The 25,454-nt window shown below is 28.4% G+C and carries 35 protein-coding genes; 8 read left to right on the plus strand and 27 right to left on the minus strand.

Going from position 1 to position 25,454, the window contains the following annotated elements; translation table 11 throughout:
* Nucleotide 1 precedes the first annotated feature (1 nt).
* From gatB to gatC, 3 genes are read right to left on the minus strand one after another with little or no spacing between them, the layout of a single operon-like run.
* The gene (gene gatB / locus ACTTAV_RS04800) at nt 2-1,480 is read right to left on the minus strand and encodes an Asp-tRNA(Asn)/Glu-tRNA(Gln) amidotransferase subunit GatB (protein WP_440670575.1); all 1,479 of its coding nucleotides are present in this window, start codon (nt 1,478-1,480) and stop codon (nt 2-4) included.
* Nucleotides 1,477-2,934 carry an Asp-tRNA(Asn)/Glu-tRNA(Gln) amidotransferase subunit GatA gene (gene gatA / locus ACTTAV_RS04805; protein WP_440670576.1) on the minus strand — a complete coding sequence of 486 codons (1,458 nt, stop codon included), beginning with the start codon at nt 2,932-2,934 and terminating at the stop codon, nt 1,477-1,479. The genes gatB and gatA overlap by 4 nt, the downstream gene beginning before the upstream one ends.
* Nucleotides 2,934-3,221, minus strand: a complete 288-nt coding sequence (gene gatC, locus ACTTAV_RS04810) for an Asp-tRNA(Asn)/Glu-tRNA(Gln) amidotransferase subunit GatC (RefSeq protein ID WP_440670578.1) — start codon at nt 3,219-3,221, stop codon at nt 2,934-2,936. Before gatC ends, gatA begins: the two co-directional genes overlap by 1 nt.
* 49 nt (nt 3,222-3,270) lie before the next feature.
* Here gatC and ruvX point away from each other — a divergent pair, with 49 nt between their 5' ends.
* The 6 genes from ruvX to ACTTAV_RS04840 are packed head-to-tail and all read left to right on the plus strand — an operon-like array spanning nt 3,271 to nt 9,656.
* Nucleotides 3,271-3,726, plus strand: coding sequence for a Holliday junction resolvase RuvX (gene ruvX, locus ACTTAV_RS04815; protein ID WP_440670579.1), 456 nt, complete (start codon nt 3,271-3,273; stop codon nt 3,724-3,726).
* A 42-nt stretch (nt 3,727-3,768) separates the two neighbouring features.
* Nucleotides 3,769-4,710: an aspartate carbamoyltransferase catalytic subunit gene (locus ACTTAV_RS04820; protein ID WP_440670580.1), complete on the plus strand. Its 942-nt coding sequence runs from the start codon at nt 3,769-3,771 to the stop codon at nt 4,708-4,710.
* On the plus strand, nt 4,710-5,996 hold the full coding sequence (gene pyrC, locus ACTTAV_RS04825) for a dihydroorotase (RefSeq protein WP_440671031.1): 1,287 nt from the start codon (nt 4,710-4,712) through the stop codon (nt 5,994-5,996). Before ACTTAV_RS04820 ends, pyrC begins: the two co-directional genes overlap by 1 nt.
* 1 nt (nt 5,997) lies before the next feature.
* Nucleotides 5,998-6,576 carry a glycerol-3-phosphate 1-O-acyltransferase PlsY gene (gene plsY / locus ACTTAV_RS04830; RefSeq protein WP_440670581.1) on the plus strand — a complete coding sequence of 193 codons (579 nt, stop codon included), beginning with the start codon at nt 5,998-6,000 and terminating at the stop codon, nt 6,574-6,576.
* Between the two features lie 36 nt (nt 6,577-6,612).
* Nucleotides 6,613-9,198, plus strand: a complete 2,586-nt coding sequence (topA, locus tag ACTTAV_RS04835; protein WP_440670582.1) for a type I DNA topoisomerase — start codon at nt 6,613-6,615, stop codon at nt 9,196-9,198.
* Nucleotides 9,195-9,656 (plus strand): RidA family protein, encoded by a 462-nt coding sequence (locus ACTTAV_RS04840; RefSeq protein ID WP_440670583.1) that lies wholly within the window; start codon nt 9,195-9,197, stop codon nt 9,654-9,656. The genes topA and ACTTAV_RS04840 overlap by 4 nt, the downstream gene beginning before the upstream one ends.
* Nucleotides 9,657-9,660: 4 nt before the next feature.
* Here ACTTAV_RS04840 and ACTTAV_RS04845 read toward each other — a convergent pair whose 3' ends face one another.
* Both ACTTAV_RS04845 and ACTTAV_RS04850 read right to left on the minus strand, forming a co-directional pair.
* On the minus strand, nt 9,661-10,959 hold the full coding sequence (locus ACTTAV_RS04845; protein ID WP_440670584.1) for a UDP-glucose dehydrogenase family protein: 1,299 nt from the start codon (nt 10,957-10,959) through the stop codon (nt 9,661-9,663).
* Entirely contained in the window at nt 10,956-11,771 is an 816-nt protein-coding gene (locus tag ACTTAV_RS04850) for a sugar phosphate nucleotidyltransferase (protein ID WP_440670585.1), read from the minus strand. Before ACTTAV_RS04850 ends, ACTTAV_RS04845 begins: the two co-directional genes overlap by 4 nt.
* Nucleotides 11,772-11,775: 4 nt before the next feature.
* Here ACTTAV_RS04850 and panC point away from each other — a divergent pair, with 4 nt between their 5' ends.
* Complete coding sequence (gene panC / locus ACTTAV_RS04855) at nt 11,776-12,612, plus strand: pantoate--beta-alanine ligase (protein ID WP_440670587.1); 837 nt, start codon at nt 11,776-11,778, stop codon at nt 12,610-12,612.
* Between the two features lie 3 nt (nt 12,613-12,615).
* Here the strand turns inward: panC and mgtE are convergent, their stop codons facing one another.
* Nucleotides 12,616-13,989, minus strand: coding sequence for a magnesium transporter (mgtE, locus tag ACTTAV_RS04860; protein WP_440670588.1), 1,374 nt, complete (start codon nt 13,987-13,989; stop codon nt 12,616-12,618).
* A gap of 60 nt (nt 13,990-14,049) precedes the next feature.
* Here mgtE and lipB point away from each other — a divergent pair, with 60 nt between their 5' ends.
* The gene (gene lipB, locus ACTTAV_RS04865) at nt 14,050-14,670 is read left to right on the plus strand and encodes a lipoyl(octanoyl) transferase LipB (RefSeq protein WP_440670590.1); all 621 of its coding nucleotides are present in this window, start codon (nt 14,050-14,052) and stop codon (nt 14,668-14,670) included.
* Here the strand turns inward: lipB and ACTTAV_RS04870 are convergent.
* Genes ACTTAV_RS04870 through rplV form a run of 21 tightly spaced genes read right to left on the minus strand, consistent with a single transcriptional unit; the run spans nt 14,654 to nt 25,453 of the window.
* A complete protein-coding gene (locus ACTTAV_RS04870; RefSeq protein ID WP_440670592.1) occupies nt 14,654-15,565 on the minus strand; it encodes an RluA family pseudouridine synthase in 912 nt (303 codons plus the stop codon). The two genes, lipB and ACTTAV_RS04870, sit on opposite strands and share 17 nt — an antisense overlap.
* A gap of 22 nt (nt 15,566-15,587) precedes the next feature.
* On the minus strand, nt 15,588-16,031 hold the full coding sequence (gene rplQ / locus ACTTAV_RS04875; protein WP_440670593.1) for a 50S ribosomal protein L17: 444 nt from the start codon (nt 16,029-16,031) through the stop codon (nt 15,588-15,590).
* Nucleotides 16,031-17,059, minus strand: a complete 1,029-nt coding sequence (locus ACTTAV_RS04880) for a DNA-directed RNA polymerase subunit alpha (RefSeq protein WP_440670594.1) — start codon at nt 17,057-17,059, stop codon at nt 16,031-16,033. The genes rplQ and ACTTAV_RS04880 overlap by 1 nt, the downstream gene beginning before the upstream one ends.
* Nucleotides 17,059-17,508, minus strand: coding sequence for a 30S ribosomal protein S11 (gene rpsK / locus ACTTAV_RS04885; RefSeq protein WP_440670595.1), 450 nt, complete (start codon nt 17,506-17,508; stop codon nt 17,059-17,061). Before rpsK ends, ACTTAV_RS04880 begins: the two co-directional genes overlap by 1 nt.
* A 2-nt stretch (nt 17,509-17,510) precedes the next feature.
* A complete protein-coding gene (gene rpsM, locus ACTTAV_RS04890) occupies nt 17,511-17,894 on the minus strand; it encodes a 30S ribosomal protein S13 (protein WP_440670596.1) in 384 nt (127 codons plus the stop codon).
* A gap of 55 nt (nt 17,895-17,949) precedes the next feature.
* A complete protein-coding gene (locus ACTTAV_RS04895) occupies nt 17,950-18,513 on the minus strand; it encodes an adenylate kinase (protein ID WP_440670597.1) in 564 nt (187 codons plus the stop codon).
* Nucleotides 18,514-18,518: 5 nt separating this feature from the next.
* Nucleotides 18,519-19,799 carry a preprotein translocase subunit SecY gene (gene secY, locus ACTTAV_RS04900; protein ID WP_440670599.1) on the minus strand — a complete coding sequence of 427 codons (1,281 nt, stop codon included), beginning with the start codon at nt 19,797-19,799 and terminating at the stop codon, nt 18,519-18,521.
* 10 nt (nt 19,800-19,809) lie between these two features.
* On the minus strand, nt 19,810-20,262 hold the full coding sequence (gene rplO / locus ACTTAV_RS04905) for a 50S ribosomal protein L15 (protein ID WP_440670600.1): 453 nt from the start codon (nt 20,260-20,262) through the stop codon (nt 19,810-19,812).
* Nucleotides 20,262-20,777 carry a 30S ribosomal protein S5 gene (gene rpsE, locus ACTTAV_RS04910; protein WP_440670602.1) on the minus strand — a complete coding sequence of 172 codons (516 nt, stop codon included), beginning with the start codon at nt 20,775-20,777 and terminating at the stop codon, nt 20,262-20,264. Before rpsE ends, rplO begins: the two co-directional genes overlap by 1 nt.
* A 2-nt stretch (nt 20,778-20,779) precedes the next feature.
* On the minus strand, nt 20,780-21,136 hold the full coding sequence (gene rplR, locus ACTTAV_RS04915) for a 50S ribosomal protein L18 (RefSeq protein ID WP_440670604.1): 357 nt from the start codon (nt 21,134-21,136) through the stop codon (nt 20,780-20,782).
* A complete protein-coding gene (gene rplF / locus ACTTAV_RS04920; protein ID WP_440670606.1) occupies nt 21,136-21,675 on the minus strand; it encodes a 50S ribosomal protein L6 in 540 nt (179 codons plus the stop codon). Before rplF ends, rplR begins: the two co-directional genes overlap by 1 nt.
* On the minus strand, nt 21,675-22,070 hold the full coding sequence (gene rpsH / locus ACTTAV_RS04925; RefSeq protein WP_440670608.1) for a 30S ribosomal protein S8: 396 nt from the start codon (nt 22,068-22,070) through the stop codon (nt 21,675-21,677). Before rpsH ends, rplF begins: the two co-directional genes overlap by 1 nt.
* A gap of 10 nt (nt 22,071-22,080) precedes the next feature.
* A complete protein-coding gene (gene rpsN, locus ACTTAV_RS04930; protein WP_440670609.1) occupies nt 22,081-22,386 on the minus strand; it encodes a 30S ribosomal protein S14 in 306 nt (101 codons plus the stop codon).
* A 1-nt stretch (nt 22,387) separates the two neighbouring features.
* Complete coding sequence (gene rplE / locus ACTTAV_RS04935; protein ID WP_440670611.1) at nt 22,388-22,942, minus strand: 50S ribosomal protein L5; 555 nt, start codon at nt 22,940-22,942, stop codon at nt 22,388-22,390.
* The gene (gene rplX, locus ACTTAV_RS04940) at nt 22,942-23,190 is read right to left on the minus strand and encodes a 50S ribosomal protein L24 (protein ID WP_440670612.1); all 249 of its coding nucleotides are present in this window, start codon (nt 23,188-23,190) and stop codon (nt 22,942-22,944) included. Before rplX ends, rplE begins: the two co-directional genes overlap by 1 nt.
* On the minus strand, nt 23,190-23,558 hold the full coding sequence (gene rplN, locus ACTTAV_RS04945) for a 50S ribosomal protein L14 (RefSeq protein ID WP_075519964.1): 369 nt from the start codon (nt 23,556-23,558) through the stop codon (nt 23,190-23,192). Before rplN ends, rplX begins: the two co-directional genes overlap by 1 nt.
* Nucleotides 23,558-23,794 carry a 30S ribosomal protein S17 gene (gene rpsQ / locus ACTTAV_RS04950; RefSeq protein ID WP_440670613.1) on the minus strand — a complete coding sequence of 79 codons (237 nt, stop codon included), beginning with the start codon at nt 23,792-23,794 and terminating at the stop codon, nt 23,558-23,560. The genes rplN and rpsQ overlap by 1 nt, the downstream gene beginning before the upstream one ends.
* The gene (rpmC, locus tag ACTTAV_RS04955; RefSeq protein ID WP_440670614.1) at nt 23,787-23,978 is read right to left on the minus strand and encodes a 50S ribosomal protein L29; all 192 of its coding nucleotides are present in this window, start codon (nt 23,976-23,978) and stop codon (nt 23,787-23,789) included. The genes rpsQ and rpmC overlap by 8 nt, the downstream gene beginning before the upstream one ends.
* Nucleotide 23,979: 1 nt before the next feature.
* Nucleotides 23,980-24,390 carry a 50S ribosomal protein L16 gene (rplP, locus tag ACTTAV_RS04960; protein WP_440670616.1) on the minus strand — a complete coding sequence of 137 codons (411 nt, stop codon included), beginning with the start codon at nt 24,388-24,390 and terminating at the stop codon, nt 23,980-23,982.
* 3 nt (nt 24,391-24,393) lie between these two features.
* Complete coding sequence (gene rpsC / locus ACTTAV_RS04965; protein ID WP_440670617.1) at nt 24,394-25,071, minus strand: 30S ribosomal protein S3; 678 nt, start codon at nt 25,069-25,071, stop codon at nt 24,394-24,396.
* Nucleotides 25,055-25,453: a 50S ribosomal protein L22 gene (rplV, locus tag ACTTAV_RS04970; protein WP_440670618.1), complete on the minus strand. Its 399-nt coding sequence runs from the start codon at nt 25,451-25,453 to the stop codon at nt 25,055-25,057. Before rplV ends, rpsC begins: the two co-directional genes overlap by 17 nt.
* Nucleotide 25,454: the final 1 nt, after the last annotated feature.

Below are 25,454 nucleotides of genomic sequence, written 5' to 3' on the forward strand. Positions count from 1 at the left end.
TCTACTGAAGTTTTTTCTTTAAAATCTCATTTATAAGTTGAGGATTAGCTTTACCACCAGAAGCTTTCATTGCTTGACCAACAAAAAAACCAAATAATTTTTCCTTACCTTGTTTATATTCAATTGCTTTTTCTCTATTATCATTAATTATTTTATCAATTAAAGCCTCTATTGCTTTAGGATCACTTTGTTGTTTGAGTCCCTTTTCTTCAACTATTTTTTGAGGATCTTTATCCCCGTCCAACATTAGTTCAAATACAGTCTTTGCTATTTTTCCTGAAATTGTTCCATTCTTTATTAAGTTAACTAGTATGGCTAAATTCTTTGCACTTACTGGGCTTTGAGAGATTTCTAAATTTTTATTATTTAAAACTGCAAATAATTCACCTGTAATCCAGTTAACTGCTAATTTTATATCTTTATTCTTACCCATCTTAGCTACAACTTCTTCAAAATATTTTGCTGTATCAATATCTGAGACTAAGATTGTTGCCTCATATGGTGAAAGCTTAAATTGATCTATAAATCTTTTCTTTTTATCGTCCGGTAATTCTGGGATGTTAGTCTTAAGGTCATTAATAAATTCATCAGAAACTTCTAAAGGCAATAGATCAGGATCTGGAAAATATCTATAGTCGTGTGCATCCTCTTTAGATCTCATTGATCTTGTTTCATTTTTTTTTGTATCAAATAATCTTGTCTCTTGATCAATTGATTTGCCTTCTTCAATTAAATCTACCTGCCTATTTGCCTCATATTCGATAGCCATTTGCATAAATTTGATTGAATTTACATTTTTGATTTCGCATCTTGTTCCAAATTCTTTTGAGCCTTTTGTTCTTACAGAAACATTAACATCAGCTCTAAGTGATCCTTCTTGCATATTGCCATCACATGTACCTAAATATCTCATTATTGATCTTAATTTTTTAATATATGCACTTACTTCATCAGGAGATCTAAGATCTGGTTTGCTTACAATTTCCATTAAAGCCACACCTGATCTGTTAAGATCTACAAAGGTATTTTGAGGATCAAGATCGTGAATACTTTTTCCTGCATCTTGTTCTAAATGTAATCTTTCAATACCAACTTCTTTTTGACCATCAGGCATATCTAAAATGACTTTACCCTCACCTACTATAGGATCTTTAAATTGAGAAATCTGATATCCTTGAGGTAAATCTGCATAAAAATAATTTTTTCTATCAAATACAGAACGTTTATTAATTTTTGCATTAAGGCCAATACCGGTTTTAATAGCTTGTTTTACACAAAATTCATTTATTACAGGTAGCATTCCTGGGAACGCTGCATCAACTAAACTTACCTGGGTATTTGGTTCAGCTCCAAATTTAGTAGCAGAGGTAGAAAATAATTTTGACTCTGATAATACTTGAGCATGAACCTCTAAACCAATAACAACCTCGTATTGATTATCTTTTCGATTGATTAGATATTCTGAATTTTTTTTATTCACTTGATCCACCAATCGGTAATTTTATTTTTAAAATTAATCTTTTCTTCCATTGCAAAGGCAATATTTAATATATTTTGTTCATCAAAAGCTTTACCAATTATTTGTAAGCCTAATGGGTATCCTTTTGAGTCATGTCCTGCTGGAATTGAAATTCCTGGTAATCCTGCAAGATTAACTGGGACTGTGAATATATCATTGAGATACATCGAAACTGGATCATTTGTTTTTTCACCTATTTTAAATGCTGAACTTGGTGTTGACGGAGTTAATATTGCATCAATCTTTTTATATGCTTCATCGAAATCATTTTTTATTAACTTTCTTACTTTTTGAGCTTTTAGATAGTAAGCATCGTAATAACCAGACGATAAAACATAAGTTCCTATCATAATTCTTCTTTGTACTTCAGCACCAAAACCCTCTGATCTTGTCTTTTCATACATATCAATTAGATTTTCACCTTTAGCTCTAAATCCATACTTAACACCATCATATCTTGCTAGGTTTGAAGATGCTTCTGCAGGAGCAACGATATAATAAGTTGGTAAAGCATAACTAGTATGAGGTAAAGAAATATCAATTGTTTCAGCTCCACAATCTTTGACATACTGAATTCCTTTTTGCCAAAGATCTTCAATTTCTTTTGGCATTCCATCAACTCTATATTCTTTTGGTATCCCAATTTTTTTTCCTTTAATATTATTAGTAAGTTCTTTACTGTATTGATTTCTTTTAAAATCTATTGAAGTGGAATCTTTTGGATCGTAAGTGCTAATTACCTCTTGTAATAAAGCGCAATCTTTAACATTCTGAGCCATTGGTCCTGCTTGATCTAATGATGATGCAAAAGCAACAATTCCATAACGTGAGCAACTTCCATATGTAGGTTTTAATCCTACTGTTCCTGTAAAAGAAGCAGGTTGTCTTATTGATCCACCAGTATCTGTTCCAATTGTAATCGGTGTTAATTGTCCAGCCACTGCTGAAGCAGAACCACCTGATGAACCACCTGGAACTAAGTCTTTATCAATTGGATTTTGCACGTTACCAAAAAAACTAGTTTCATTTGATGAGCCCATTGCAAATTCATCACAATTTAATTTACCTAAAAGTATTGCACCTTCATTCCAAATATTGTCAGTTACTGTTGATTCATATGTTGGTACAAAATTATTTAAAATTTTACTACCAGCAGTTGTTTTAACATCTTTTGTACAAAATAAATCTTTTACTGCCATTGGGATACCTGGTAATTTTAGATCTAAATTTGGTTTTTGATCAAATTTTTTTGCTTTGTCTAAAGCTGAAGTGAAATCCTCAGTAATATATGCATTCAATTCTTTGGACTTTTCAGATCTTTCAATAAATGCTTTGGTTACATCAGTTGAAGATAGCTTTTTATTTTTAATATTTTCAACTAATTCTGTTAAAGATTGTTTTGTTATATCTGACATTACTCAATTACCTTTGGTACAACAAAATAATCTTCATTATCTTGAGGAGAATTTTTTACAATTTGTTCTCTGATATTCTTACTTTTAACCTCGTCAGGTCTTAGTTTTAATGTTGTTTCAGCAACTGAGGTTAATGGCTCTACATTGTCTGTTTTTAATTCATTTAGTTTTTCAATAAAGTCAAAAATTGAATTTAAATCACCAGCTAATTTTTCAGCTCTTTTTTCATCGACTGAAATTCTTGATAATTTAGAGATATGCTTTATTGTTTTAAGATCTATACTCATATGCTATTTAATATGACGCAAACTATCACTTAAGTTTAAAATATACAATATGATCACTTTAGAGGAATTTAAAAAAAAACACTCAGATAAGTGTAGATTGATAGGTTTAGACCTTGGTTCTAAAAGAATCGGTGTATCTATTTGCGATGAAAAACAATTAATTGCCACTCCTCTCAAAACAATAAATAGGAATACTCTTAATGAATTAATTTCTGAGCTTAAAGCAATTATTGATGAAAATAATATTAAAGGAATAATAATTGGAAATCCTTTAAATATGGATGGTTCATCAGGAAGATCAGCTCAATCTGTAAAGGACACTTCTCAAAAAATTGAAGAAAATATTAATATTCCTATTTGTCTATGGGATGAAAGATTATCAACAGTTGGTGCTTTTAATCTATCTAGTCAATTAGACATCAATGTGAGTAAAAGAGAAAAGAAAATCGATGAAAATGCTGCTGCTTTTATATTACAAGGAGCAATAGATTTTTTAAATAATTAATACTTGCTATTATAGACAATTATAGCTATAGAGTTGGTTTTAATGGCAATTAAAACAGATAAAGCTATTAAAATTTCCCAAAAACATTTGTTAGGTATTCAAGATTTATCAATCAATGATGTTAATTTGATACTTGATGAAGCACACACATTTATAAAAGTTAATCAAAGCAAAAATAAAAAGATAGATGTGTTGAGAGGAAAGACTCAAATCAATTTATTCTTTGAACCCTCTACTAGAACTCAGAGTTCATTTGAGTTGGCTGGTAAAAGACTTGGAGCAGACGTTATGTCTATGAATATAAGTAACTCTGCGATTAAAAAAGGTGAAACATTAATCGATACAGCCATGACTTTAAATGCGATGCATCCAGATATTATTGTAATAAGACATCAAGACTCTGGAGCCTGTAACTTACTTTCACAAAAAGTTAATTGTGCAGTGCTAAATGCTGGTGATGGAAGAAGAGAACACCCTACTCAAGCTCTTTTAGATGCTTTAACAATTATAACTCGAAAGAATAAAATTGAAGGATTGAAAATTGCAATATGTGGTGACATTCTACATTCAAGAGTAGCAAGATCAAATATTTATCTTCTCAATATGCTTGGAGCTGAAGTAAATATAATTGCTCCAACAAATCTTATGCCGAAAGAAATCGAAAAATTTGGTGTTAATACTTTTACTGATATGAAAAAAGGATTGAAAGATTGTGATATCGTCATGATGCTAAGATTACAAAATGAAAGAATGACAAGTTCATATCTTTCATCAAATAGAGAGTATTATGAATATTACGGTTTAACTCCCGATAAACTTGAGCATGCTAAATCTGATGCATTAATTATGCACCCTGGACCAATGAATAGAGGTATAGAAATAGATACAATATTAGCAGATGACATAAATAAAAGCGTAATTAAAGAACAAGTTGAACTAGGTGTTGCTGTAAGAATGGCTTGTTTAAAGATATTTTGTACATGATGAAAAAGCAATATTTCATAAACGCTAACATAATTGATCCTCATAATTCAATCAATGAAGTTGGGGGTTTGATTATAAGTGAAGAAGGTAAAATCGAAGCCATAGGAAAAAAAGTAAATACTAATAATCTACCTGCCAGAGAAAAGCCAATTGATTTAAAAGGAAAATATATTTTTCCAGGCTTGGTAGACATGAGAGTTTTTGTTGGTGAACCTGGATATGAATATAAAGAAAACTTTAGAACCTTAAGTAATGCGGCATTATCTGGTGGAGTTACATCGGTAGTTACAATGCCAAATACTGATCCAGTTATAGATAATGTATCTATAGTCGACTTTTTAAAAAGAAGAGGAAGAGATAAGTCAAAAATAAATATTTTTCCATCTGCCTCTCTTACAAAAAATATTGAAGGTACCAACATGACAGAGTTTGGTCTTTTACAAGCCAAAGGAATAATTGCTTTCACTGATGGAATAAAAACAATTCAAAATCCTAGATTAATGTCAAGAATAATGAACTCAGCTAAAGATTTAGGTTGTCTGATAATACAACACGCTGAGGACTACGAACTTGCAAAAAATGGTATGATAAATTCTGGAATAATTGCGTCTAAATTGGGATTATCAGGTATACCAGAAATCGCAGAAAGAATTTTAATTGAGAGAGATTTAACATTGCTAGAGAAAGTCAAATGTAGATATCACATATCTCAATTATCATCACAAAAATCAGTTGAAGTTATCAAATATAGAAAGGAAATTGTTAAATTTACCTCAGGGGTTTCGATTAATAACTTATCCTTAAATGAAAATGACATTGGAGATTTTAAAACTTTTTTAAAGTTATCTCCACCATTAAGAAGAGAGGAAGATAGATTGGCTCTAGTGCAAGGATTAAAAGATGGCTTGATTGATGTAATTGTTTCAGATCATAAACCTGAAGATGAAGAATCAAAAAGATTAACTTTTGCTCAAGCTGCTACTGGTGCTTCTGGTATTGAAACACTTTTATCTCTAAGTTTAGAGTTATATCATAACGGATCTCTCAAACTTGAAACAATAATCAAAGCTCTAACATCTAATCCAGCAAAAATACTCAAAATAAACAAAGGTAATCTTTCTATAGGAAATGACGCAGACCTATGTATAGTAGATATTGACAAACCATGGATTGTAAAAAAAGATAAATTAATCTCAAAATCAAAAAATACGTCAATAGAAGATAAAAAACTTCAAGGTAAAGTCACAAATACCTTTGTAAAAGGAAAAGAATTATTTAAGCTATAGGATGGATATTTTTTTAATAGGTATAATTTCTTACCTTATGGGTTCTGTACCATTCGGTTTTATACTTACAAAAATTTTTTTAAAAAAAGATATTAGAGAAATTGGTTCAGGTAATATTGGAGCCACTAATGCTCTCAGAACTGGGAATAAAGCAATAGGTTACTCAACATTGGTGCTTGATATTTTTAAAGCTGTAGCTCCTGTTATTTATGTAAAAGTTTTTTATCAAGATTTTTTATATATTGCTTCTCTGTGTGCTTTTTTAGGTCATGTTTTTCCGATTTGGTTAAAGTTTAAAGGTGGAAAAGGTGTTGCAACTTATGTTGGAATTTTATTTGCCATAAATATCTATTTTGGAATTATCTTTACTATTTCTTGGTTTATAACTTTTTTCATTTCTAAATATTCCTCGTTATCATCTTTAGTAGGTGCAGCGTCTATACCAATATATTTATTGCTTTTAACTCAATTTGATCAAGGAATTTTTTTTACGATTATGTTTGTCTTGATATTTTTTACTCATAGAGAAAATATTAAAAGATTGAAAAATAAAGAAGAAACAAAGACAAAAATTTATTAAATTGACTATCTAAGTGATTTGAGTAGTTTGTAGTCTATGAATTTGGTCATTGTAGAAAGTCCTGCTAAAGCTAAAACGATAAATAAGTATTTGGGTGATGATTACAAAGTTCTAGCAAGTTATGGACATATAAGAGACTTACCTTCTAAAAATGGTTCAGTTGATCCAGACCAAGATTTTAAAATGGAATGGGAAGTTGACAGTTTTTCAAAAAAATATCTTAAAGAAATTACTGATGCAGCAAAAGATTCATCTAAAATTATATTAGCTACTGACCCTGACCGTGAAGGTGAAGCTATTGCCTGGCATGTAAAAGAATATTTAAATGAAAAAAAACTTTTAAAAGATAAAGAAATTGAAAGAGTTGTATTTAATGAGATAACTAAAAAAGCTGTCATACAAGGAATTGAAAATCCAAGACAAATTGAACCTCATCTAGTTGATGCTTATATGGCTAGAAGAGCTTTAGATTATTTAGTTGGTTTTAATATTTCACCAATACTTTGGACAAAACTACCCGGCTCAAAATCTGCAGGAAGAGTTCAGTCTGTTGCTTTAAAATTAATTACTGAACGAGAACATGAAATTGAGTCTTTTAAGCCAGAGGAGTTTTGGACTTTAAGTATAAACTTTATAGATCAAAATAATCAAAAAATTACCGCAAGTATTAGTCAATTAGATAATAATAAAATTGAAAAATTTTCATTCAAAAATAAAGAAGAAATAATTAAAGCTATAGCAAGTGTAAACAAAAAAAAATTTAGTATTACAGATATTTCAAGCAAAGTTGTTAATCGAAATCCATCTGGACCGTTTACTACATCTACTCTTCAGCAAACGGCATCAAGTAGATTGGGTTTTGGTGCATCTAGAACAATGCAAATAGCACAAAAGCTTTATCAAGGTATTGAGATAGAAGGTGAAACAATTGGCTTGATTACTTATATGAGAACAGATGGAACTAATTTATCCAAAGATGCAGTGTCAGCTTTTAGAGATTATATCCAAAAAGAAATTGGTAACGAATACTTGCCTAAAGATGCTTTGAATTATTCTGGTAAAAAAGCTAAGAATGCTCAGGAAGCTCATGAAGCAATTAGACCCACAGATATAATCAGAACTCCCCAAAGTGTTAAGAAATATTTAAGTACTGATCAAAATAAACTATATGATCTTATTTGGAGTAGAGCTTTATCTTCTCAAATGGAGTCTGCTAAGTTTGATAGAAACACCATTACAATAACTTCAGACAATAATGATACTATTTGTAAAGCTAGCGGATCAGTTCTCAAATTTGATGGATTTTTGAAAATTTATAATAATCAAAATAAAGATGAAAATGAAAATGTTTTACCAGATGTTTCCAAAGGACCAATTAATATTGAAGCCTTATTAGACGAACAACACTATACTCAGCCACCACCTAGATATTCTGAGGCTAGTTTAGTAAAAAAACTCGAGGAACTGGGTATTGGAAGACCATCTACTTATGCAAGTATCATTTCTACTATTGCTAATAGAGGTTATGCAGAGATATTAAATAAAAGGTTTTTTCCCACTGACAGAGGAAAATTAATTTCTGCCTTTTTAGAAAAATTATTTTCAAAATATGTAGATTATAATTTTACAGCAGGATTAGAAGACCAACTTGACGAAATAACCACTGGAAAGGAAAGTTGGATTAAAGTTCTAGAGCTTTTTTGGAAAGACTTTAATAATAATGTTTCAGAGGTAAAAGAAAAAAGAACTAGAGAGGTTTTAGATCTACTCAATGATAGCTTAGGTGAATTAATTTTTGATAAAGATAAGGAAGGAAATATAGTTAGAAAGTGCCAATTATGTAATTCAGGAACACTTAGTTTAAAAAATAGCTTTAGAGGTGGTGCTTTTATAGGATGTTCAAATTATCCTGAATGTAAATTTACAAGACCATTATCTAAGGCAAAAGCTGCGGCACAAGCACAATTAGCCGAGCCAAAATTTATTGGAAAACATGAAAATGGTAATGATATATTTTTAAAAAATGGAAGATTCGGACCATATCTTCAGTACGAAAAAATTCAAACAGCAGAAGAAATTGAAAAAAATACAAAAAAAAAGAAAAAGACTAAAAAATCTAAATCAAATGTTAATGAACTTTTAAAGAATGTTTCAATTCCTAAAGGTTTAGATCTAGAAAGTATTGATTTAGAAAAAGCTAAATTTTTATGTTCTTTACCTAAATCTTTAGGAATAAATCCTGATAATCAAAAAGAAATTACATTAAATACAGGAAGATTCGGTCCATATTTAAAATGTGAGAATAAATCTGCAAGAATAGAAAACATTGAAGAGATATTTTCGATAGGTTTAAATAGAGCTATTACATTAATAGCTGAAGCTAAACCTGGCCGAATGTCTTCATCAATAATAAAAGACTTAGGAGAACATCCTGAAGATAAAAAACCTGTAAAAGTTATGAAAGGACAATATGGGCCTTATATTAAATACAAATCACTTAATGCAACGATACCAGAGGAAAAAGACCCCACAGAATTGACAATGGAAGAAGCTTTAATATTGATTGAGAAAAGAAAAGAATACGATAAAACTAAGAAATCAAAAAAAAGGAAAGCAAAATGAGTTACGATAATAAGATTAAAGAACTTAAGATAGTACTTCCAGAGGCAAAACCACCAGTTGGAAACTATGTTGCTACAAAAATTTCAGGTAAAATGTTATTTGTATCAGGACAAATTTCTATTGACGAAAATGGTCAACTAATCAAAGGAAAAATTGGAAAAGATTTAGATGCTGAAGCTGGTTATAATGCAGCTAAAAGATGTGCATTAAGCATTATCTCGCAAGTTAAAAAAGCTTGTGATAATGATTTATCAAAAATTAAATCATGTATTAAATTAACAGGATTTGTTAACTCAACTGATGACTTTACAGATCAACCTAAAGTAATTAATGGTGCTTCAGATCTAATAGCCTCAATATTTGGAGATGCTGGCATGCATGCAAGAGCAGCAGTGAGTACAAACAGCTTACCTTTGGGAGTTTCTGTAGAAGTCGATGCAATATTTGAGTTAAATTAATATTTTATCTTCCAATACTAAAATATTTTAAACCTTGTTCTTTTATTTTTTCAGGTGAATATATATTTCTCATATCATATATAATAAACTTTTTTTTCTTCACTAAATTTTTAAAATTTATTGATTTAAAGTCATTCCATTCAGTGTGAATTATGACAAGATCTGAACCCTCTATTGCTTTTTTAATTGAATTTTCAAAAGTAACATTTTCATTTTTTGCAAATTCTTTTTTAAATCCAGTTGGATCATAATATCTTATAATTGCACCTTTTTTAGATAAAGAAGGTATCATAATTAAACTCGAAGAATCTCTCATATCATCTGTATTAGCTTTAAAGGTTACACCTAAAAAAGATATTTTTTTATTTTTTATTTTATTATTTAATATTTGATGTACTCGTTTTAATAAAATATTTGACCTATTCTCATTTGACTTAATAACCGATTTAATTACTGAAAGGTTTGATTTAAACCTGTCGGCTGTCGTAATAATTGCTTTGGTGTCTTTTGGAAAGCAAGATCCACCGTATGCAGGCCCAGCTCTTAAAAAACGACCACCAATCCTCTTATCTAAACCCATACCTATTGATATATCCTCTACATTTACTCCCGTTTTTTCACATAAATTAGCAATTTCGTTTATGAAAGTAATCTTTGTAGCTAAAAAAGCATTAGAAGCATATTTTATTAATTCTGCAGATCTTCTTGATGTGTTTAGATATTTAGCTCCTTTGGAAATTAAGGGATTATACAAATTTTTCAAAATACGATTTGATTTTTTATCATTTGATCCAATTACTATTCTATCAGGATATGAAAAATCTCTTATTGCTTCACCCTCTCGTAAAAATTCTGGATTTGAGACTACTGAAAACTTTTTTTTGCTATTTTTTTTTGCTATAATTTTTTCTATTTCATCGCCAGTAGTTACTGGAACTGTTGATTTGGTAATAATTATCTTAAATTTATTTATTGAAGAACTTATTTCTTTAGCGACATTGTAGATTTGACTTAAATCAGCAGAACTCCCACCTTTTTTAGTTGGAGTACCAACACAAATAAAAATTATATCAGACTCTTTTACTGATTTTTGTAAATTTGTTGAAAATGATAATTTTTTATTTCTAAAATTTTTGATTACCAATTCAGATAGGCCAGGTTCATAAATAGGAATTTTCCCTTTTTGAAGTAAATCAATTTTATTTTTATCTTTGTCCACACAAATTACATCATTACCTAGATCAGAAAAACATACACCACTTACTAAACCTACATAACCAGTTCCTATCATACATAATTTCATAATTTTGAAATCTCCAAAGATGATTTAATATAACCTTTCATAGTTCCGCAATCTAAGTATTTTCCAGAAAAATTGTGTGCTATGAATTTGTAATTTTCATTAATTAAAGATTGTATAGCATCTGTTATATGTATTTCCCCATTGTTTCCAGGTTTTTGTTTCATTAGTTTAGAAAAAATATTTTTTGGTAGAATATATCTTCCAATTACAGCTTTGTTAGATGGTGCTTTTTTTATTGAAGGTTTTTCAATAACATCTTTTATTGAATAATTATTTTTATTTATTTTTTTATTAAGTTTATAAATTCCCCATCTAGAAACTGTTTTTCTATCAACATTCATGCTAGCCATTACTGATGATTTATATTGATTGTGAATTTTAATCATTGATTTTGAACAATTATTTTTAACTATTAGGTCATCTGGCAATAACATTAAAAAAAATCTATCTTTAATGTACTTTTTGGTTTTTAATACAGCATCACCTGTTCCTAATGGTTTGTTCTGATAAACAAATTTTATCATTTTTTTATACTTCAAAATTTTTTTATATTCATTGATAATTCTAGTATCTTTTTTTTTTGCAATTATCTTTTTATAAAATTTATCATTATGGAAATAATCTTTAATCATTTTCTTTTTTTTTGAAATTATAAATATTACTTCTTTAATCCCTGCTTCAATACATTCATCTAAAATATATTCAATGCCCGGCTTACCATTTATAGGCAAAAGTTCTTTAGCAAAAACACTGGTTAAAGGTAATAATCTTGTACCTAAACCAGCTAATGGAATAATTGCTTGTTTAATCATTTAAATGTTTTACTTATTAAATTGTTTTATACAAATGAAAATTTTATTAAATAAAATTGATTTAAATGAGGCATTATTTGGTATGTCAAACTTAGGTTTTGTGCCAACAATGGGAAGTCTTCACCAAGGTCACATTTCTTTAATCAAAAATTCAAAAAAACAATGTAAAAAAACAATTGTAAGTATTTTTGTAAATCCTACTCAATTTAATAACAAAAAAGACTATACGAAATACCCTAAAAATAGAAAAAAAGATCTATCAATTCTAAAAAAGTTAAAGGTAGATTTTGTTTTTCTTCCAAATATAAATGATATTTATAATTTCAAACGAAAAATCAAAATTCCTAAAAAAGATAAGATTTTATGTGCTAAATATAGAAAAGGTCATTTTGAAGGTGTAATAGATGTTATGGATCGTTTTACAAAAATGATTCAACCAAAAAAAATTTTTATGGGAGAAAAAGACTTTCAACAATTGTATTTAGTTAGAAATTATTTAAAAAAAAAAAGTACAAGTAAAATAATTTCTTGTAAAACTATTAGAGACAATCATGGTTTAGCTCTTTCTTCAAGAAACTTACATCTTAAAGATAATGAATTAAAAACTGCTAGAAGTATCTCAAAAAAATTAAACAATTTTAAAAGAATATTGAATAAGAAAAAAAATATAGAAAAACTTATTAATCTTAAAAAAAAAGAAATCAATAATTTAAAAAATGTTAAAGTCGAATATCTAGAAATGAGAAATAAATTTAATCTTAAAAAAGATACAAACATAACTAATTCTAGAATATTTATTGCTTACTATATAAGAAAAATTAGACTTATTGATAACTTCTAAGATTTATAGAAAGTAAGCTCCAACTCCTAAAAATGATACAAATCCAATTACATCAGTTATGGTTGTAACGAAAACACTAGAAGCAATAGCAGGATCGATGTTCATCTTTTTAAGTGTAACAGGAACTAAGATACCAAACAAACCAGCTACAACCATGGTTAAGATCATTGAAATGGATATTATTAAAGAAAGTTGATAATCTTGAAACCAAATTTGAACAATAAAAGAACTTATTATTGCAAAAATAATCCCATTTAAAATACCTATATTGAATTCTTTTAAAATATTTTGATTAAAATTATTTTTAGTAAGATCATTTGTTGCAAGTGTTCTAACAGTGACGGCTAAAGTTTGCATTCCAGCATTCCCACCCATTGAGGCAACAATTGGCATTAAAAAAGCTAACACAACCATTTGTTCGATTGTTGCACCAAATAAACTTATGCAATAAGTAGCTAAAAAAGCTGTAAATAAATTTAATAATAACCAATTAAATCTTCTTTTTGTTTTTGTAATTACACCATCTGTAATTTCTTCATCACCCACACCTGCTAATCTTAAAGCATCTTCCTCAGCTTCTTCTTTTAAAACTGTAAGAACATCATCTGATGTAATCATACCTACTAATTTATTATTTTTATCAACAACACAAGCTGAATTTAAGTTATAGTTTTCAAATGAATGTCCAACTTCTTCTCTGTCCATATCTACAGGAATTAAAAAAATTGAATCGTCCATTATAGAAGACATTTTAGTCTCTCTGGATGTTCTGAGAACTTTAGAGGAAGGTACAGCTCCAATTGGTTTAAAATTTTCATCTACTATATAAATTTCTAAAAATTGTTCTGGCAAATCTTTATTTTCTCTCAGATAATCAATTGTTTGCCCCACGGACCAATTACTTGGTATAGCAGTAAATTCTCTCTGCATAATCCTAGCTGCACTTTCCTCAGGATAACTAAGACCTTCTAAAAGAGCGAAACGATCTTTTGGTGGTAATAAACTTAAAATTGAATTTTTATCTTTTTCTTCAACATTTTCTAAAATTGCTATTGCATCATCAGATTCAAGATTTTTTAATATTCTTACAATTGCGTCAGAAGACAAATATTTAATAATTTCAGTTTGTACAGATTCATTAAGTTCAATGAATACCTCAGGATTAATCTTAAAATTATTAAGTTTAATAAGATTTTCTCTATCATTTTGACTTAAATGTTCAATTATATCAGCAGCATCAGCAGGATGCATTTCTTTGAAAGAATTTGTTATAAATAAAGCATCATTGTTAGATATTTTGTCAGTAACAACTTTTATATATTCTTTATTGAATTCAAAATTGACTTTTTTATCTTTTATTTTTTTTATTAAAGTCATAAAATTACATATTATTCTGACGGATCTTTTAATACATAATAAAAAGAATACAATTTATAAATGAGTATAGAAATTAAAAAATCACAAAAACCAGTAAAATATGAACATGCGATAGCATTTATGGAGAAACGCCTTCATGAAATAAGCCAAAAAAATTCTAATGATTTGATATGGATTTTAGAACATGAGGAACTTTATACTGCAGGCACTAGCTATAATGAAAAAGAAATTTTAGATAAATCTATCAATGTTATCAAAACTAATAGAGGTGGAAAAATTACTTATCATGGTCCAGGTCAATTAATTTGTTATTTTGTAATTGATTTAAAAAAAGATAAAAAAGATATCAGGAAATTTATTTCTATTCTTGAAAAAACAATAATTGATACACTCAAATTCTATAATATTGAAACTTTTGCTGACAAGGAAAATATAGGCATCTGGTATGAGAACAATAATAATATAGAAAAAGTTGCTGCTATAGGTGTAAGAGTAAGTAAGTGGATTGCATATCATGGTTTCTCAATAAATATTAACAATGATTTAGAAAAGTATAATGCTATAATACCCTGTGGTATAAAAGATAAAGGTGTAACAAACCTTAAAAAAATTAAAAATCAAGATTATAAAGGAATAGATGATAAATTAATTAAAAACTTTATTTCTAATTTGATAAGTTGAGTCTTTTAGTTTTTAATAATTTTTTGAAATAATCAGGTAATAAAGCTTTATAAGTAAATTTTTTATTATTTATCATAAATTTTATTTGATATGAGTGAAGCATTAAGTCTTTATTTATACGTTTAGTTGATAATGATGAGTTATATTTTTTATCACCATAAATTGAATGTCCAATATTAAATAATTGTTTTCTTAATTGATGTTTTCTTCCAGTTATTGGCTTCATTTCTACTAAACTCGAATTTGAATTTTTATCAATTACTTTAAAAATCGTTTTTGCTTTTTCTACAATCTTTTTCCCATTATCGTAGCGGATTAAATCATCATTCCATTCCCCAGAATTTTTTTCAATTTCCCCATTACATATAGCCAAATATGTTTTATGAACTTTTCTTAATCTGAATAATGATGTTAATAATTGAGCAGATTTTCTATTTTTTGCCATTATAAAAACACCAGAAGTATCTTTGTCTAATCTATGAACAGAGTATGGTTTTGATCCTTCAAAAATTTTACTTTTAGCAAATATGTCAACTAAATTTTTTTTGGATTTTGTACCTCCTTGAACTGAAATACCCGCACTTTTATTTAAAACGATAAAGTCTTCATTATTATCAATAATTAAATTTTCATTAGATTTAATTATTTCATTAGATGGCGTAAATGGTTTTTTTTTTTGATATATATCTTCTTTAAAATCAAAATTATATAGATCTATTTTGTCATTTGTTTGAACTTTAAAAGAACTTTTAGTTTTTTTTTTATTAATTTTGATTTTGCCTAATCGTAAATTTTTTTCTATTAATCCCTGAGGAATTTTTCCTATTTTATTTCTCAACCATCTATCAAGACGCATATTATTACACGTTGAATCAACGATAAAACTCTTAATCATGTTTCTATTTTTAGAATTTATTTTAAGCTGAAGCTACTTTTTTATCTTCTTTTTTATCAGCTTCTTTAACTGGATCTTTTTTCTTTTTATCTACTTTTTTTGCTTGTATATCCCTATCAACAAATTCAATTATAGCCATAGGTGCATTATCACCATATCTAAAACCTGCTTTGATTATTCTAGTATATCCACCAATTCTTTTTTCATATCTTTTAGACAAAGTTTTTCTAACTTTATTTGCAGACTCTGTATCCTGTAATTGTGAAATTAACATTTTGGTGTTATGTAAAGTGTTTTTTTTTCCTAATGTAATTATTTTATCTGCTTGAGGTTTTAAGAATTTTGCTTTTGGTAAAGTTGTCTTTATTTGTTCATACTTAATCAATGAATTAAGCATATTTTTTAATAGAGCTTTTCGATGTTCAGAAGTTCTATTTAACTTCTTGTTAGCCATTCCATGTCTCATTAGATACTTTCCTCTAATTTTTTAGACATTTCTGCTATATTGTCTGGTGGCCAATTTGGTATTTCCATACCTAAATACAATGACATTCCAGTCAAAACTTCTTTTATTTCATTTAATGATTTTCTTCCAAAATTAGGTGTTCTCAGCATTTCCCCTTCAGATTTTTGTACAAGATCACCAATATAAATAATGTTATCATTTTTTAAACAATTCATAGATCTCACTGACAATTCAAGCTCATCAACTTTTCTCAATAAATTTTTATTAAATTCAGGTTCAGTCGAAACTTCTTTTACAGGAGCTTCTACAGGTTCATCAAAATTAATAAACATTTTGAGTTGGTCTTGGAAAATTCTAGCTGAATAAGCCACTGCATCTTCTGCAGAAATAGATCCATTTGTTTCAACTTCCATTGTTAATTTATCATAGTCTAATGCTTTACCTTCTCTTGCAGTACTTACTGAGTATGAAACTTTTTTTACAGGACTGTAAAGAGAGTCTATTGCAATTAAGCCTAGCGGCGGTTCCTCTGGTTTATTAAGTTCAGCAGGAACATATCCTTTGCCAGTATTTACATTCATTTCCATATGAAAATTAGTATTTTCATCTAAATTACATATAACTAAATCTGGATTTAAAATTTCAACATCAGGCACTGATGTTATGTCTGAAGCTTTAATTTCACCTGGACCTTTTGCATCAAGAACTAATTTTTTTGTTCCTTCTGAAGCACATTTTAAAGCTAAAGATTTAACATTTAAAACTATGTCAGTAACATCCTCTCTTACACCTTTGATAGATGTAAATTCATGTAAAACACCATCAATTTGAATTGAAGTTACTGCAGCACCTCTAATAGATGATAACAATATTCTTCTTAATGAATTTCCTAATGTTAACCCGTAACCTTTTTCAAGAGGTTCAGCCACTATAGTTGCGTGAGTTAAATCATCACTAATTTTGACGTCAAGCTTTGTTGGTTTAATTAATGATTTCCAATTTTTTACATTTACATTTTCTAATTCCATTAAACTCTCCTTTTTTTTGGTGGTCTAGTACCATTATGTGGCATTGGTGTTGTGTCTTTAATTGATAAAATTCTAAAACCTCTTGCTTGAAGAGCTCTTAATGCAGTTTCTCTTCCAGATCCTGGTCCTTTAACTTCTACAGAAAGAGTTTTCATTCCAAACTCTAAAGCTTTTGAAGCTGCTGCGTCAGCTGCTATTTGAGCAGCATAAGGTGTTGATTTACGTGAACCCTTAAAACCTTTTTGTCCTGCTGATGCCCATGAAATTACATTTCCATTAGTGTCTGCAATAGATATAATTGTGTTATTAAATGTTGATTGAACGTAGGCTATTCCGTTGAGAATATTTTTTTTAACTTTCTTTTTTTTTGAATAACTGCTTTTAACAGATTTTTTTGATGATTTTTCTAAACTTTGTTCTTTGTTTTCTGTTTTTTCTTTTTTTGCCATAATTATTTCTTAAGAGGTGTTAGTTTTTTACCAGCAATCGCTATTGCCTTGCCTTTTCTTGTTCTAGCATTACATCTTGTTCTTTGTCCTCTCACAGGTAATTTTTTTCTATGTCTTGAGCCTCTGTAACAAGCTAAATCAATTAATCTTTTAATACTCAATGAGTAGTCTCTTCTTAAATCACCCTCTACTTTAAAATTTTGATCGATATACTCTCTAATTTTTAAAATTTCATCATCTGTAAGTTGATTTACTCTTTTTTCTTTCGGTATAGCTAATGAAGAACAAATTTGTTTTGAAAATTTATCACCAATTCCATAAATATAAGTTAAACCAATATGAACTAACTTATTTTGTGGGATGTTTATTCCTGCAATACGAGCCATAAATTTTGTGATAAATTTAGCCTTTTATATAAGAAGATCTTTTAAAGTCAATGTCTTAAACATTAAGAAAATCTTCTATTTTAGCGGTTATTTCATCAATTTTAAGTGTTCCGTCAATTTCATTAAACTTGGGATTTTTAGAATAAAAATTTAATACAGGTTTAGTTGTTTCCATATAAGTGTCATATCTCTTAAGTATAGTATTCAATTCATCATCTGATCTTTTTTCGATAATTTTTCTTTTTTCTATTCTTTTTATTATTGTTTCTTTGTCTACATTTAGAAAAAAAATTAAATCTATTTGTTGATTGGAATTATCTAACAATAAATCTAAATTTTTTGCTTGGCTTATTGATCTAGGGTACCCATCAAAAATTAATCTCCCTTTTAAAGAAGGATCAAAAATAACATCTTTAATAATTTTGTTAACTATTTCATCACTAACGAATTTTCCATTTTCCATATCACTAGCTATTACTTTACCAATTTCAGAATTTTTTTGAACTTCTTGTCTTAATAAATCTCCAGTTGATATTTGAAAACCGTTAAGTTTATTAACTAAATATTTAGCCTGAGTTCCTTTGCCAGCACCTGGGGGACCAAATAGAATAATATTCACAAAAACTATCTACCAAATTTTGTTTTTTTAATTAGTTGCTCATATTGAGAACTCATAAGTCGAGTTTGTATTTGAGTAACTGTATCAATTGCAACAACAACAACAATTAAAATTGAAGTTCCTCCAAGATAAAAAGGTATTGGGTAGTTTGCAATTAAAAATTCTGGCATTAAACAGACTAAAGTCAAATATAAAGCTCCGATAGTAGTTAATTTTGTTAAAATATTTTCAATGTATAGAGCAGTACTTTCTCCTGGTCTTATCCCAGGAACAAAACCTCCATATTTTCTAAGATTATCTGCTGTTTCAGTTGGATTGAAAGTTATTGATGTATAAAAAAAGGTAAAAAATATTATCCCTGATGCATATAGCAACATATATAATGGTTGGCCCTGAGTAAAAAAAGAACTTATGTTCAAAAAAGTTTCATTATCAGAAAAATTAAAATTTGAAAAAGTAACTGGTAATAAAAGTAACGCTGACGCAAAAATAGCTGGGATTACACCAGCTTGATTTATTTTTAGAGGTAAATGTGAAGACTCGCCACCATACATTTTATTTCCCATTTGTCTTTTAGGATAATTTATCAATATTTTTCTTAATGCTCTTTCCATAAAAACAATAAATAAAATTGTTAATATTAACAAAATAAAAAGTCCAATGATTAAAAAAGTTGAAACAGCACCAGTTCTACCAAGCTCAAAAGTAGTTACTAAAGCTCGAGGTATTTCTGCAACAATTCCTGCAAAAATTATTAGTGATATTCCATTACCTATCCCTCTTTGAGTAATTTGTTCTCCAAGCCACATCAAAAAAATAGTTCCAGAAACAATAGTTGTTACAGTAGAAATTTTGAAAAACAATCCAGGATTTATTACTAGTCCAGCAGATGACTCCAAACCTACTGCAAGACCATAACCTTGTACAGTAGCAAGTAAAACAGTTCCATATCGAGTAATCTGTGTAATTTTCGCTCTCCCAATTTCACCTTGAGATTTTAAATTTTTAAAATAATCTGAAACACCTGTTAAAAGCTGAACAATAATCGAAGATGAAATATAAGGCATTATACCTAACGCAAAAATAGCCATTCTGCTAACAGCTCCACCAGCGAAAACATTGAACATGCCAAGTAATCCTTTTTGATTACCTTCCATCATTATCTTTAATTGTTCAGGATCTATTCCTGGTAATGGTACAAAAGTTCCAAATCTATAAACTGTTAAAATAGCAAGTGTAAAGATTATCCTATTTCTTAAATCATTACTTGATGAAGAAGCGCTCATTTAATAAAAATTATTTTTTTAATTGTATAGATCCACCAATTTTTTCAAGTTTTTCTAAAGCAGATTTAGAGGCCAGATCTGCCTCAATATTAATTTTGTCTTTAATAACACCTGAGCCCAAAATCTTTAATTTTATAGAATTTTTATCTATAAGATTATTTTTTTTTAACAAATCAGAATTAATAACATCAGAAGTTTTAATATTTTTTTTATCTATATATGACTGTATTTTATCTAAATTTATAATTGCAATATTTTTTTTATTTAATGGATTGAAGCCTCTTTTTGGCAATCTTCTGTATAGAGGCATTTGTCCCCCTTCAAAACTTTTTATGGCAACACCTGATCGAGATTTTTGCCCTTTAACACCTCTTCCAGATGTTTTACCTTTGCCAGAGCCAATCCCTCTTCCAACTCTAATTTTGGTTTTATTTAATTTATTCCTGTTATTTAATTTAATCATTAACCTCTTTTTTCTATTATTTCAGAAATTTTCTTGTTTCTAATTGTTGATATTTGCTTTGGTGAATTTTGTTTTAATAATGCTTTCATTGTAGCTCTAATTACATTATGTGCATTTGATGTACCCATTGATTTTGCAACAATATCTTTCACACCTAAAACTTCACAAACAGCCCTTACAGGACCACCTGCAATAATTCCTGTTCCTTTTGATGCCGCTCTCAATACTATTCTTCCAGATCCATCTTTAGCTTTTACATCATGATGTATAGTTCTTCCTTCTCTTAAAGGAATATGAATTAACTTTCTTCTTGCCATTTCATTTGCTTTTTTTATGGCATCTGGAACTTGTTTAGCCTTGGCATGAGCTATACCAATTTTACCTGATTGATTACCAACAACAACTAAAGCTGAAAAACCAAATCTTCTACCACCTTTAACAACTTTTGTTATACGATTTATATGAACTAATTTTTCTAATATATCGTCAGTTTTTTTATCTTTATTTATTTCCATATTTAAAATTCCATTCCATTTTTACGAAGAGTTTCAGCAAAAACTTTAATTCTACCATGATATTTATAAATTCCTCTATCAAAGTAAATTTTAGTTATTTTTTTTTCTTGTGCCTTTTTTGCCAATTTTTCTGCAACAATTTTTGATAGCTCTGTTTTATTTATTTTTTCACCAGTTCTAATATCTTTTTCTACAGATGATGCTGCAAGAAGAGTTATATTTTTCATATCATCAATTATTTGAGCAGAAATATTTTTTGAAGATCTAGAAATACTTAATCTGTATCTATCATTACTAGCAACTTTTTTTACTTTATTGCTTACTCTAAATCTTTTTCTTTTGCTTGTGTTTAATTTCATTATTTTTTCTTTCCTTCTTTTTTGAGAACATATTGACCTTTTTCTCGCACTCCCTTACCTTTATATGGTTCAATTTTTCTTAAAGTTTTTAATTTTGAAGCTACTGCTCCAACTTGTTGTTTGTCAGAACCGCTAATCTTTAAAGTAGTTTGTTTTTCTACAGTAATTTTAATACCTTCTGGAATATCAAAATTAATATCATGGCTGTAACCGAGTTGTAAATTTAATTGATTTCCTTTCAAAGCCGCTCTATAGCCTACTCCAACTAATTCTAGAGTTTTTTCGTATCCTGCACTCGATCCAATAACAGCATTATTAATTAAACTTCGATTCATTCCCCATAATCTTTTTGTTTCTTGATCTATCTTTTTTGGTTTAATTGAAATTTCTTTTCCATCTTTTATATCAAGATTAAAGATATCTAAATCAATATTAATTTTTTTTTTACCTAATGGTCCTTCAATATTTAGGATACTACCAGCTAAAGCTACTTTAACTTTTTCAGGAATCGAAATATTTATTTTACCTATTTTTGACATTAAAATACCTTACAAATTATTTCTCCACCCACTCTTTGTTTTCTAGCATCAATATCTGTCATGACACCTTTAGGTGTTGAAACTATTGCAATACCTAAACCATTGTTGATTTTTGGCAAACCATCTGCACTTGAAAATATTCTTCTCCCTGGTTTAGAAACTCTTTCAAATGTACTAATTACTGGGTTGCCTGAGTGGTACTTAAGTTCTAAAGACAATAATGATTTATTGTTTTCTTTATTTACTTTAAAATCTTTTATAAAACCTTCATTTTTTAAGATATCAGCAATTTTTGTTTTAAAGTTTGATGAGGGTAACTCTACCTTTTTATGGCTTCTCTCTTGAGCATTTTTAATTCTTGCTATCATATCTCCAATTGGGTCACTTAAACTCATATATTCCTTTCTACCAACTTGATTTAACTAAACCTGGTATCTTTCCTTGCAATCCTAATTGTCTCAATGCAATTCTAGATATTTTTAATTTTCTGTAAACTCCATGAGGTCTTCCTGTAATTTGACATCTATTCATCACTCTTATTTTTGCAGAATTCCTAGGTAGTTTTGACAATTTTTGCTGTGCATTAAATCTTTCCTCTAAAGGGAGTTTTTTGTTCATAATAATTTTTTTTAACTTCGCTCTTTTTTTATAAAGCTTATTCGATAGATTTATTCGTTTGTTGTTTTTATTTATTGAACTTAACTTAGCCATATTAATTGTCTCCTTTTTTAATAAATGGAAAATTTAATTTTTCTAATAAAGCAAAACTATGTTCTTTATTTTTTGCTGAAATCACAATTATAATATCTAAACCTCTGACTTTATCTGCTCTATCAAAGCTAACTTCTGGAAAGATAATATGCTCTTTAACACCAAAGCTATAATTACCAAATTTATCAAATCCATTCGCTGATAATCCTCTAAAATCTTTAATTCTTGGTAAAGCAATATTGACTAATCTATCGAGGAATTCATACATCTTATCTTTTCTAAGTGTGACTTTCAAACCTGCATTTGAACCTTTTCTAGTTTTAAAATTTGCAACTGATTTTTTAAATTTGGTAGTTACTGGTTTTTGACCAGTTATTTTTGCTAAATCTTCTTCACATGATTTCAAAATTTTTGAGTCGTTGCCGTCTAAACCAAGACCCATATTTAAAATAATCTTTTCAATTTTTGGACCCATGTATAAATTTTTAAATCCAAACTGAGATTTTAAAGCAGGTTGAATTTCTTTGTAATAAAGTTCTTTTAGTCTTGGTGTCATTATTTTTTAGCCTCAGATTTTTTATTTTTAACTTTTTCATCAACTAATTTTAGATTAGATAAATGAATAAAACTCTCTTTAGAAAAAATGCCACCTTTTTTCTCTTTTGTTGTTTTTACATGTTTTTTAACCATATTAATTTCTTTGACTTTCGCTCTATTATTTAATCTATCAATCTCAATTACTTCACCTTCTTTTTTTTTATCTCTACCTGATAAAACTTTTACCTTTAATCCTTTTTTAATCATTATAAAACCTCCGGTGCCAATGAAATAATTTTCATTTGCCCTTTATTTCTTAATTCTCTCGTTACTGGACCAAAGATCCTTGTTCCAACTGGTTCGCCTTTATCATCAACTAAAACAGCTGCATTATTATCAAATTTTACCTTGGATCCATCATCTCTATGAATTCCTTTTTTTACTCTAACTACTACAGCTTTATGAACTGATCCTTTTTTTACTTTTCCCTTAGGAATTGCTTCTTTAACAGCTATGACGATAGTATCACCAATGCTAGCATATCGTCTCTTGGAACCACCTAAAACTTTAATGCACTCTATTTTTTTTGCACCAGTATTATCAGCAACATTTAATTCTGTTTGAACTTGAATCATTATTTCGTACTCTCCATAACTTGAAATTTTTTATTCTTTGAATAAGGCTTACTTTCAATAATAGATACTTTGTCACCTGTCTTAAATTTGTTATTTTCATCATGAGCATTATATTTTTTTCTTACTTTAATCACTTTTTTTAAAAGTGGATGAGAGTATTTTCTTTCAACTAATACAGTTACAGTTTTGTTAGGTTTGTCACTCACAACCACACCTGTTAATATTTTCTTAGGCATTTAATTTTCCTTTTAAAATTGTTTTTAATCTTGCTATTGTTTTTTTAGTCTCGGTTATTTTAGCAGGATTAGTTATTTGTGAATTAATTTTTTGAAATCTAAAATTAAATAAGTCTTTTTTAAATTTATCAATATTTTTCAAAATTTCATCTTTAGATAGTTTTTTAATTTCTTGTTTTTTCATTTTAAGCAAATCTCTTAATAGTTTTTGTTTTTATTGGTAATTTTGCTGAAGCTTTATATAGAGCTTCTTTTGCTATTTGTTCAGAGACACCATCAACTTCAAATAAAATCCTACCAGGTTTTACTCTACAAGCATAAAATTCTGGAGAACCTTTACCTTTCCCCATCCGAACTTCTATAGGTTTTTTTGATACAGGAATATTTGGAAAAACTCTTGTCCAAACTCTACCTTGTCTTTTCATATGTCTAGTAAGTGCTACTCTAGCAGCTTCTATTTGCTTACCAGTAACTCTGTCTGGAGACAAAGCTTTTAATGCATAAGCCCCATAATTAATTAAATTTGCTCTTGAGGCAGTTCCATGAATTCTGCCTTTATGCGCTTTTCTCCATTTAGTACGAACTGGTTGTAACATCTATTATTTACCCTCTTTTAATTTAACTTTATTTGTTTCTTGACTAAATTCTTTTGCAAAAACCTCACCTTTATATATCCAAACTTTAATTCCTATTATTCCGTAAGTTGTTAATGCCTCTGCTTCAGCATAATCTATATCTGCTCTTAAAGTGTGTGAAGGTATACTTCCATCTCTTAGCCATTCAGTTCTTGCAATTTCATTTCCACCCAATCTACCACTTATTGAAACTTTAATACCTTTTGCACCTAATCTTAAACATGATTGCATCGCTCTCTTCATTGCTCTTCTATATGAAATTCTTTTTACTAATTGTTGCGCAATATTTTCAGCAACTAAATATGCATTTGTTTCAGGTTTCTTAACTTCTTTAATATTTAAATTTACTTCGTTAGTAGTAAATCTTGACAAGTTATTTTTAATTTTATCAATATCACTTCCTTTTTTTCCTATAACAAAACCTGGTCTAGAAGTATAAATAGTCACATAACATTTATTAGATGTTCTTTCTATCATTACCTTTGATACACCAGAGTTAATAACATTTTTTTTTATATATTCTCTAATTTTAAAATCTTCTATTAAGAAATTTCCAAAATCTTTCTTTTTAGCATACCAAACAGAGTCCCAGCCTCTATTGACTCCTAATCTAAAACCTACAGGATTAACTTTTTGACCCATGACTCTCCATTTTCTTTGCTTCTGATAAAATTATTGTAACACTTGAATAAGGTTTCAAAATAGGCGCAGCTCTCCCTTTTGCTCTAGGTCTAAACCTTTTCATTGTTATTTTTTTTCCACAATAAGCTTCTTTTACGATCAACTTATCAATATCATACTGAAAATTATTTTCTGCATTTGCAACTGCTGAACTGATAGTTTTTCTTATGTCTCGAGTAATTCTTTTTTCTGAAAATTGAAGATCTCTAATCGCTATATCAACCTTTTTGCCAACTATACCTTTTAAAATAGGATTAAGTTTTCTTACACTTGATCTAATATTATTATTAATTGATCTAACCACTTTTTCCTTATTTTTTTCTAATTTCTTTTTTTTACTCATA

The organism is Candidatus Pelagibacter sp. HIMB1483 (assembly GCF_052048135.1).
In the GTDB taxonomy this organism is placed as follows: Bacteria; Pseudomonadota; Alphaproteobacteria; order Pelagibacterales; family Pelagibacteraceae; genus Pelagibacter.

What these genes read in the sequence shown, in the direction of transcription:
- ACTTAV_RS04840 (WP_440670583.1), top strand. Translation starts at nt 9,195, where the DNA reads ATGAGTTACGATAATAAGATTAAAGAACTTAAGATAGTACTTCCAGAG.
- pyrC (WP_440671031.1), top strand. Translation starts at nt 4,710, where the DNA reads ATGAAAAAGCAATATTTCATAAACGCTAACATAATTGATCCTCATAAT.
- rplX (WP_440670612.1), bottom strand. Translation starts at nt 23,190, where the DNA reads ATGATTAAAAAAGGATTAAAGGTAAAAGTTTTATCAGGTAGAGATAAA.
- rpsH (WP_440670608.1), bottom strand. Translation starts at nt 22,070, where the DNA reads ATGAGTTTAAGTGACCCAATTGGAGATATGATAGCAAGAATTAAAAAT.
- rplN (WP_075519964.1), bottom strand. Translation starts at nt 23,558, where the DNA reads ATGATTCAAGTTCAAACAGAATTAAATGTTGCTGATAATACTGGTGCA.
- ACTTAV_RS04820 (WP_440670580.1), top strand. Translation starts at nt 3,769, where the DNA reads ATGGCAATTAAAACAGATAAAGCTATTAAAATTTCCCAAAAACATTTG.
- rplQ (WP_440670593.1), bottom strand. Translation starts at nt 16,031, where the DNA reads ATGAGACATGGAATGGCTAACAAGAAGTTAAATAGAACTTCTGAACAT.
- rpsQ (WP_440670613.1), bottom strand. Translation starts at nt 23,794, where the DNA reads ATGCCTAAGAAAATATTAACAGGTGTGGTTGTGAGTGACAAACCTAAC.
- mgtE (WP_440670588.1), bottom strand. Translation starts at nt 13,989, where the DNA reads ATGACTTTAATAAAAAAAATAAAAGATAAAAAAGTCAATTTTGAATTC.
- ACTTAV_RS04870 (WP_440670592.1), bottom strand. Translation starts at nt 15,565, where the DNA reads ATGATTAAGAGTTTTATCGTTGATTCAACGTGTAATAATATGCGTCTT.
- rpsK (WP_440670595.1), bottom strand. Translation starts at nt 17,508, where the DNA reads ATGGCAAAAAAAGAAAAAACAGAAAACAAAGAACAAAGTTTAGAAAAA.
- rpsC (WP_440670617.1), bottom strand. Translation starts at nt 25,071, where the DNA reads ATGGGTCAAAAAGTTAATCCTGTAGGTTTTAGATTAGGAGTCAATAGA.
- rplO (WP_440670600.1), bottom strand. Translation starts at nt 20,262, where the DNA reads ATGATTAAATTAAATAACAGGAATAAATTAAATAAAACCAAAATTAGA.
- rplR (WP_440670604.1), bottom strand. Translation starts at nt 21,136, where the DNA reads ATGAAATTAAACACAAGCAAAAGAAAAAGATTTAGAGTAAGCAATAAA.
- ACTTAV_RS04850 (WP_440670585.1), bottom strand. Translation starts at nt 11,771, where the DNA reads ATGATTAAACAAGCAATTATTCCATTAGCTGGTTTAGGTACAAGATTA.
- rplF (WP_440670606.1), bottom strand. Translation starts at nt 21,675, where the DNA reads ATGTCAAAAATAGGTAAAATAAATATTTCGATTCCTGAAAAAGTTAAA.
- plsY (WP_440670581.1), top strand. Translation starts at nt 5,998, where the DNA reads ATGGATATTTTTTTAATAGGTATAATTTCTTACCTTATGGGTTCTGTA.
- rpsN (WP_440670609.1), bottom strand. Translation starts at nt 22,386, where the DNA reads ATGGCTAAGTTAAGTTCAATAAATAAAAACAACAAACGAATAAATCTA.
- topA (WP_440670582.1), top strand. Translation starts at nt 6,613, where the DNA reads ATGAATTTGGTCATTGTAGAAAGTCCTGCTAAAGCTAAAACGATAAAT.
- rplE (WP_440670611.1), bottom strand. Translation starts at nt 22,942, where the DNA reads ATGACACCAAGACTAAAAGAACTTTATTACAAAGAAATTCAACCTGCT.
- gatC (WP_440670578.1), bottom strand. Translation starts at nt 3,221, where the DNA reads ATGAGTATAGATCTTAAAACAATAAAGCATATCTCTAAATTATCAAGA.
- ruvX (WP_440670579.1), top strand. Translation starts at nt 3,271, where the DNA reads ATGATCACTTTAGAGGAATTTAAAAAAAAACACTCAGATAAGTGTAGA.
- rplP (WP_440670616.1), bottom strand. Translation starts at nt 24,390, where the DNA reads ATGTTACAACCAGTTCGTACTAAATGGAGAAAAGCGCATAAAGGCAGA.
- secY (WP_440670599.1), bottom strand. Translation starts at nt 19,799, where the DNA reads ATGAGCGCTTCTTCATCAAGTAATGATTTAAGAAATAGGATAATCTTT.
- ACTTAV_RS04880 (WP_440670594.1), bottom strand. Translation starts at nt 17,059, where the DNA reads ATGGAATTAGAAAATGTAAATGTAAAAAATTGGAAATCATTAATTAAA.
- ACTTAV_RS04845 (WP_440670584.1), bottom strand. Translation starts at nt 10,959, where the DNA reads ATGAAATTATGTATGATAGGAACTGGTTATGTAGGTTTAGTAAGTGGT.
- rpmC (WP_440670614.1), bottom strand. Translation starts at nt 23,978, where the DNA reads ATGAAAAAACAAGAAATTAAAAAACTATCTAAAGATGAAATTTTGAAA.
- rpsM (WP_440670596.1), bottom strand. Translation starts at nt 17,894, where the DNA reads ATGGCTCGTATTGCAGGAATAAACATCCCACAAAATAAGTTAGTTCAT.
- panC (WP_440670587.1), top strand. Translation starts at nt 11,776, where the DNA reads ATGTTTTACTTATTAAATTGTTTTATACAAATGAAAATTTTATTAAAT.
- lipB (WP_440670590.1), top strand. Translation starts at nt 14,050, where the DNA reads ATGAGTATAGAAATTAAAAAATCACAAAAACCAGTAAAATATGAACAT.
- rplV (WP_440670618.1), bottom strand. Translation starts at nt 25,453, where the DNA reads ATGAGTAAAAAAAAGAAATTAGAAAAAAATAAGGAAAAAGTGGTTAGA.
- gatA (WP_440670576.1), bottom strand. Translation starts at nt 2,934, where the DNA reads ATGTCAGATATAACAAAACAATCTTTAACAGAATTAGTTGAAAATATT.
- rpsE (WP_440670602.1), bottom strand. Translation starts at nt 20,777, where the DNA reads ATGGAAATAAATAAAGATAAAAAAACTGACGATATATTAGAAAAATTA.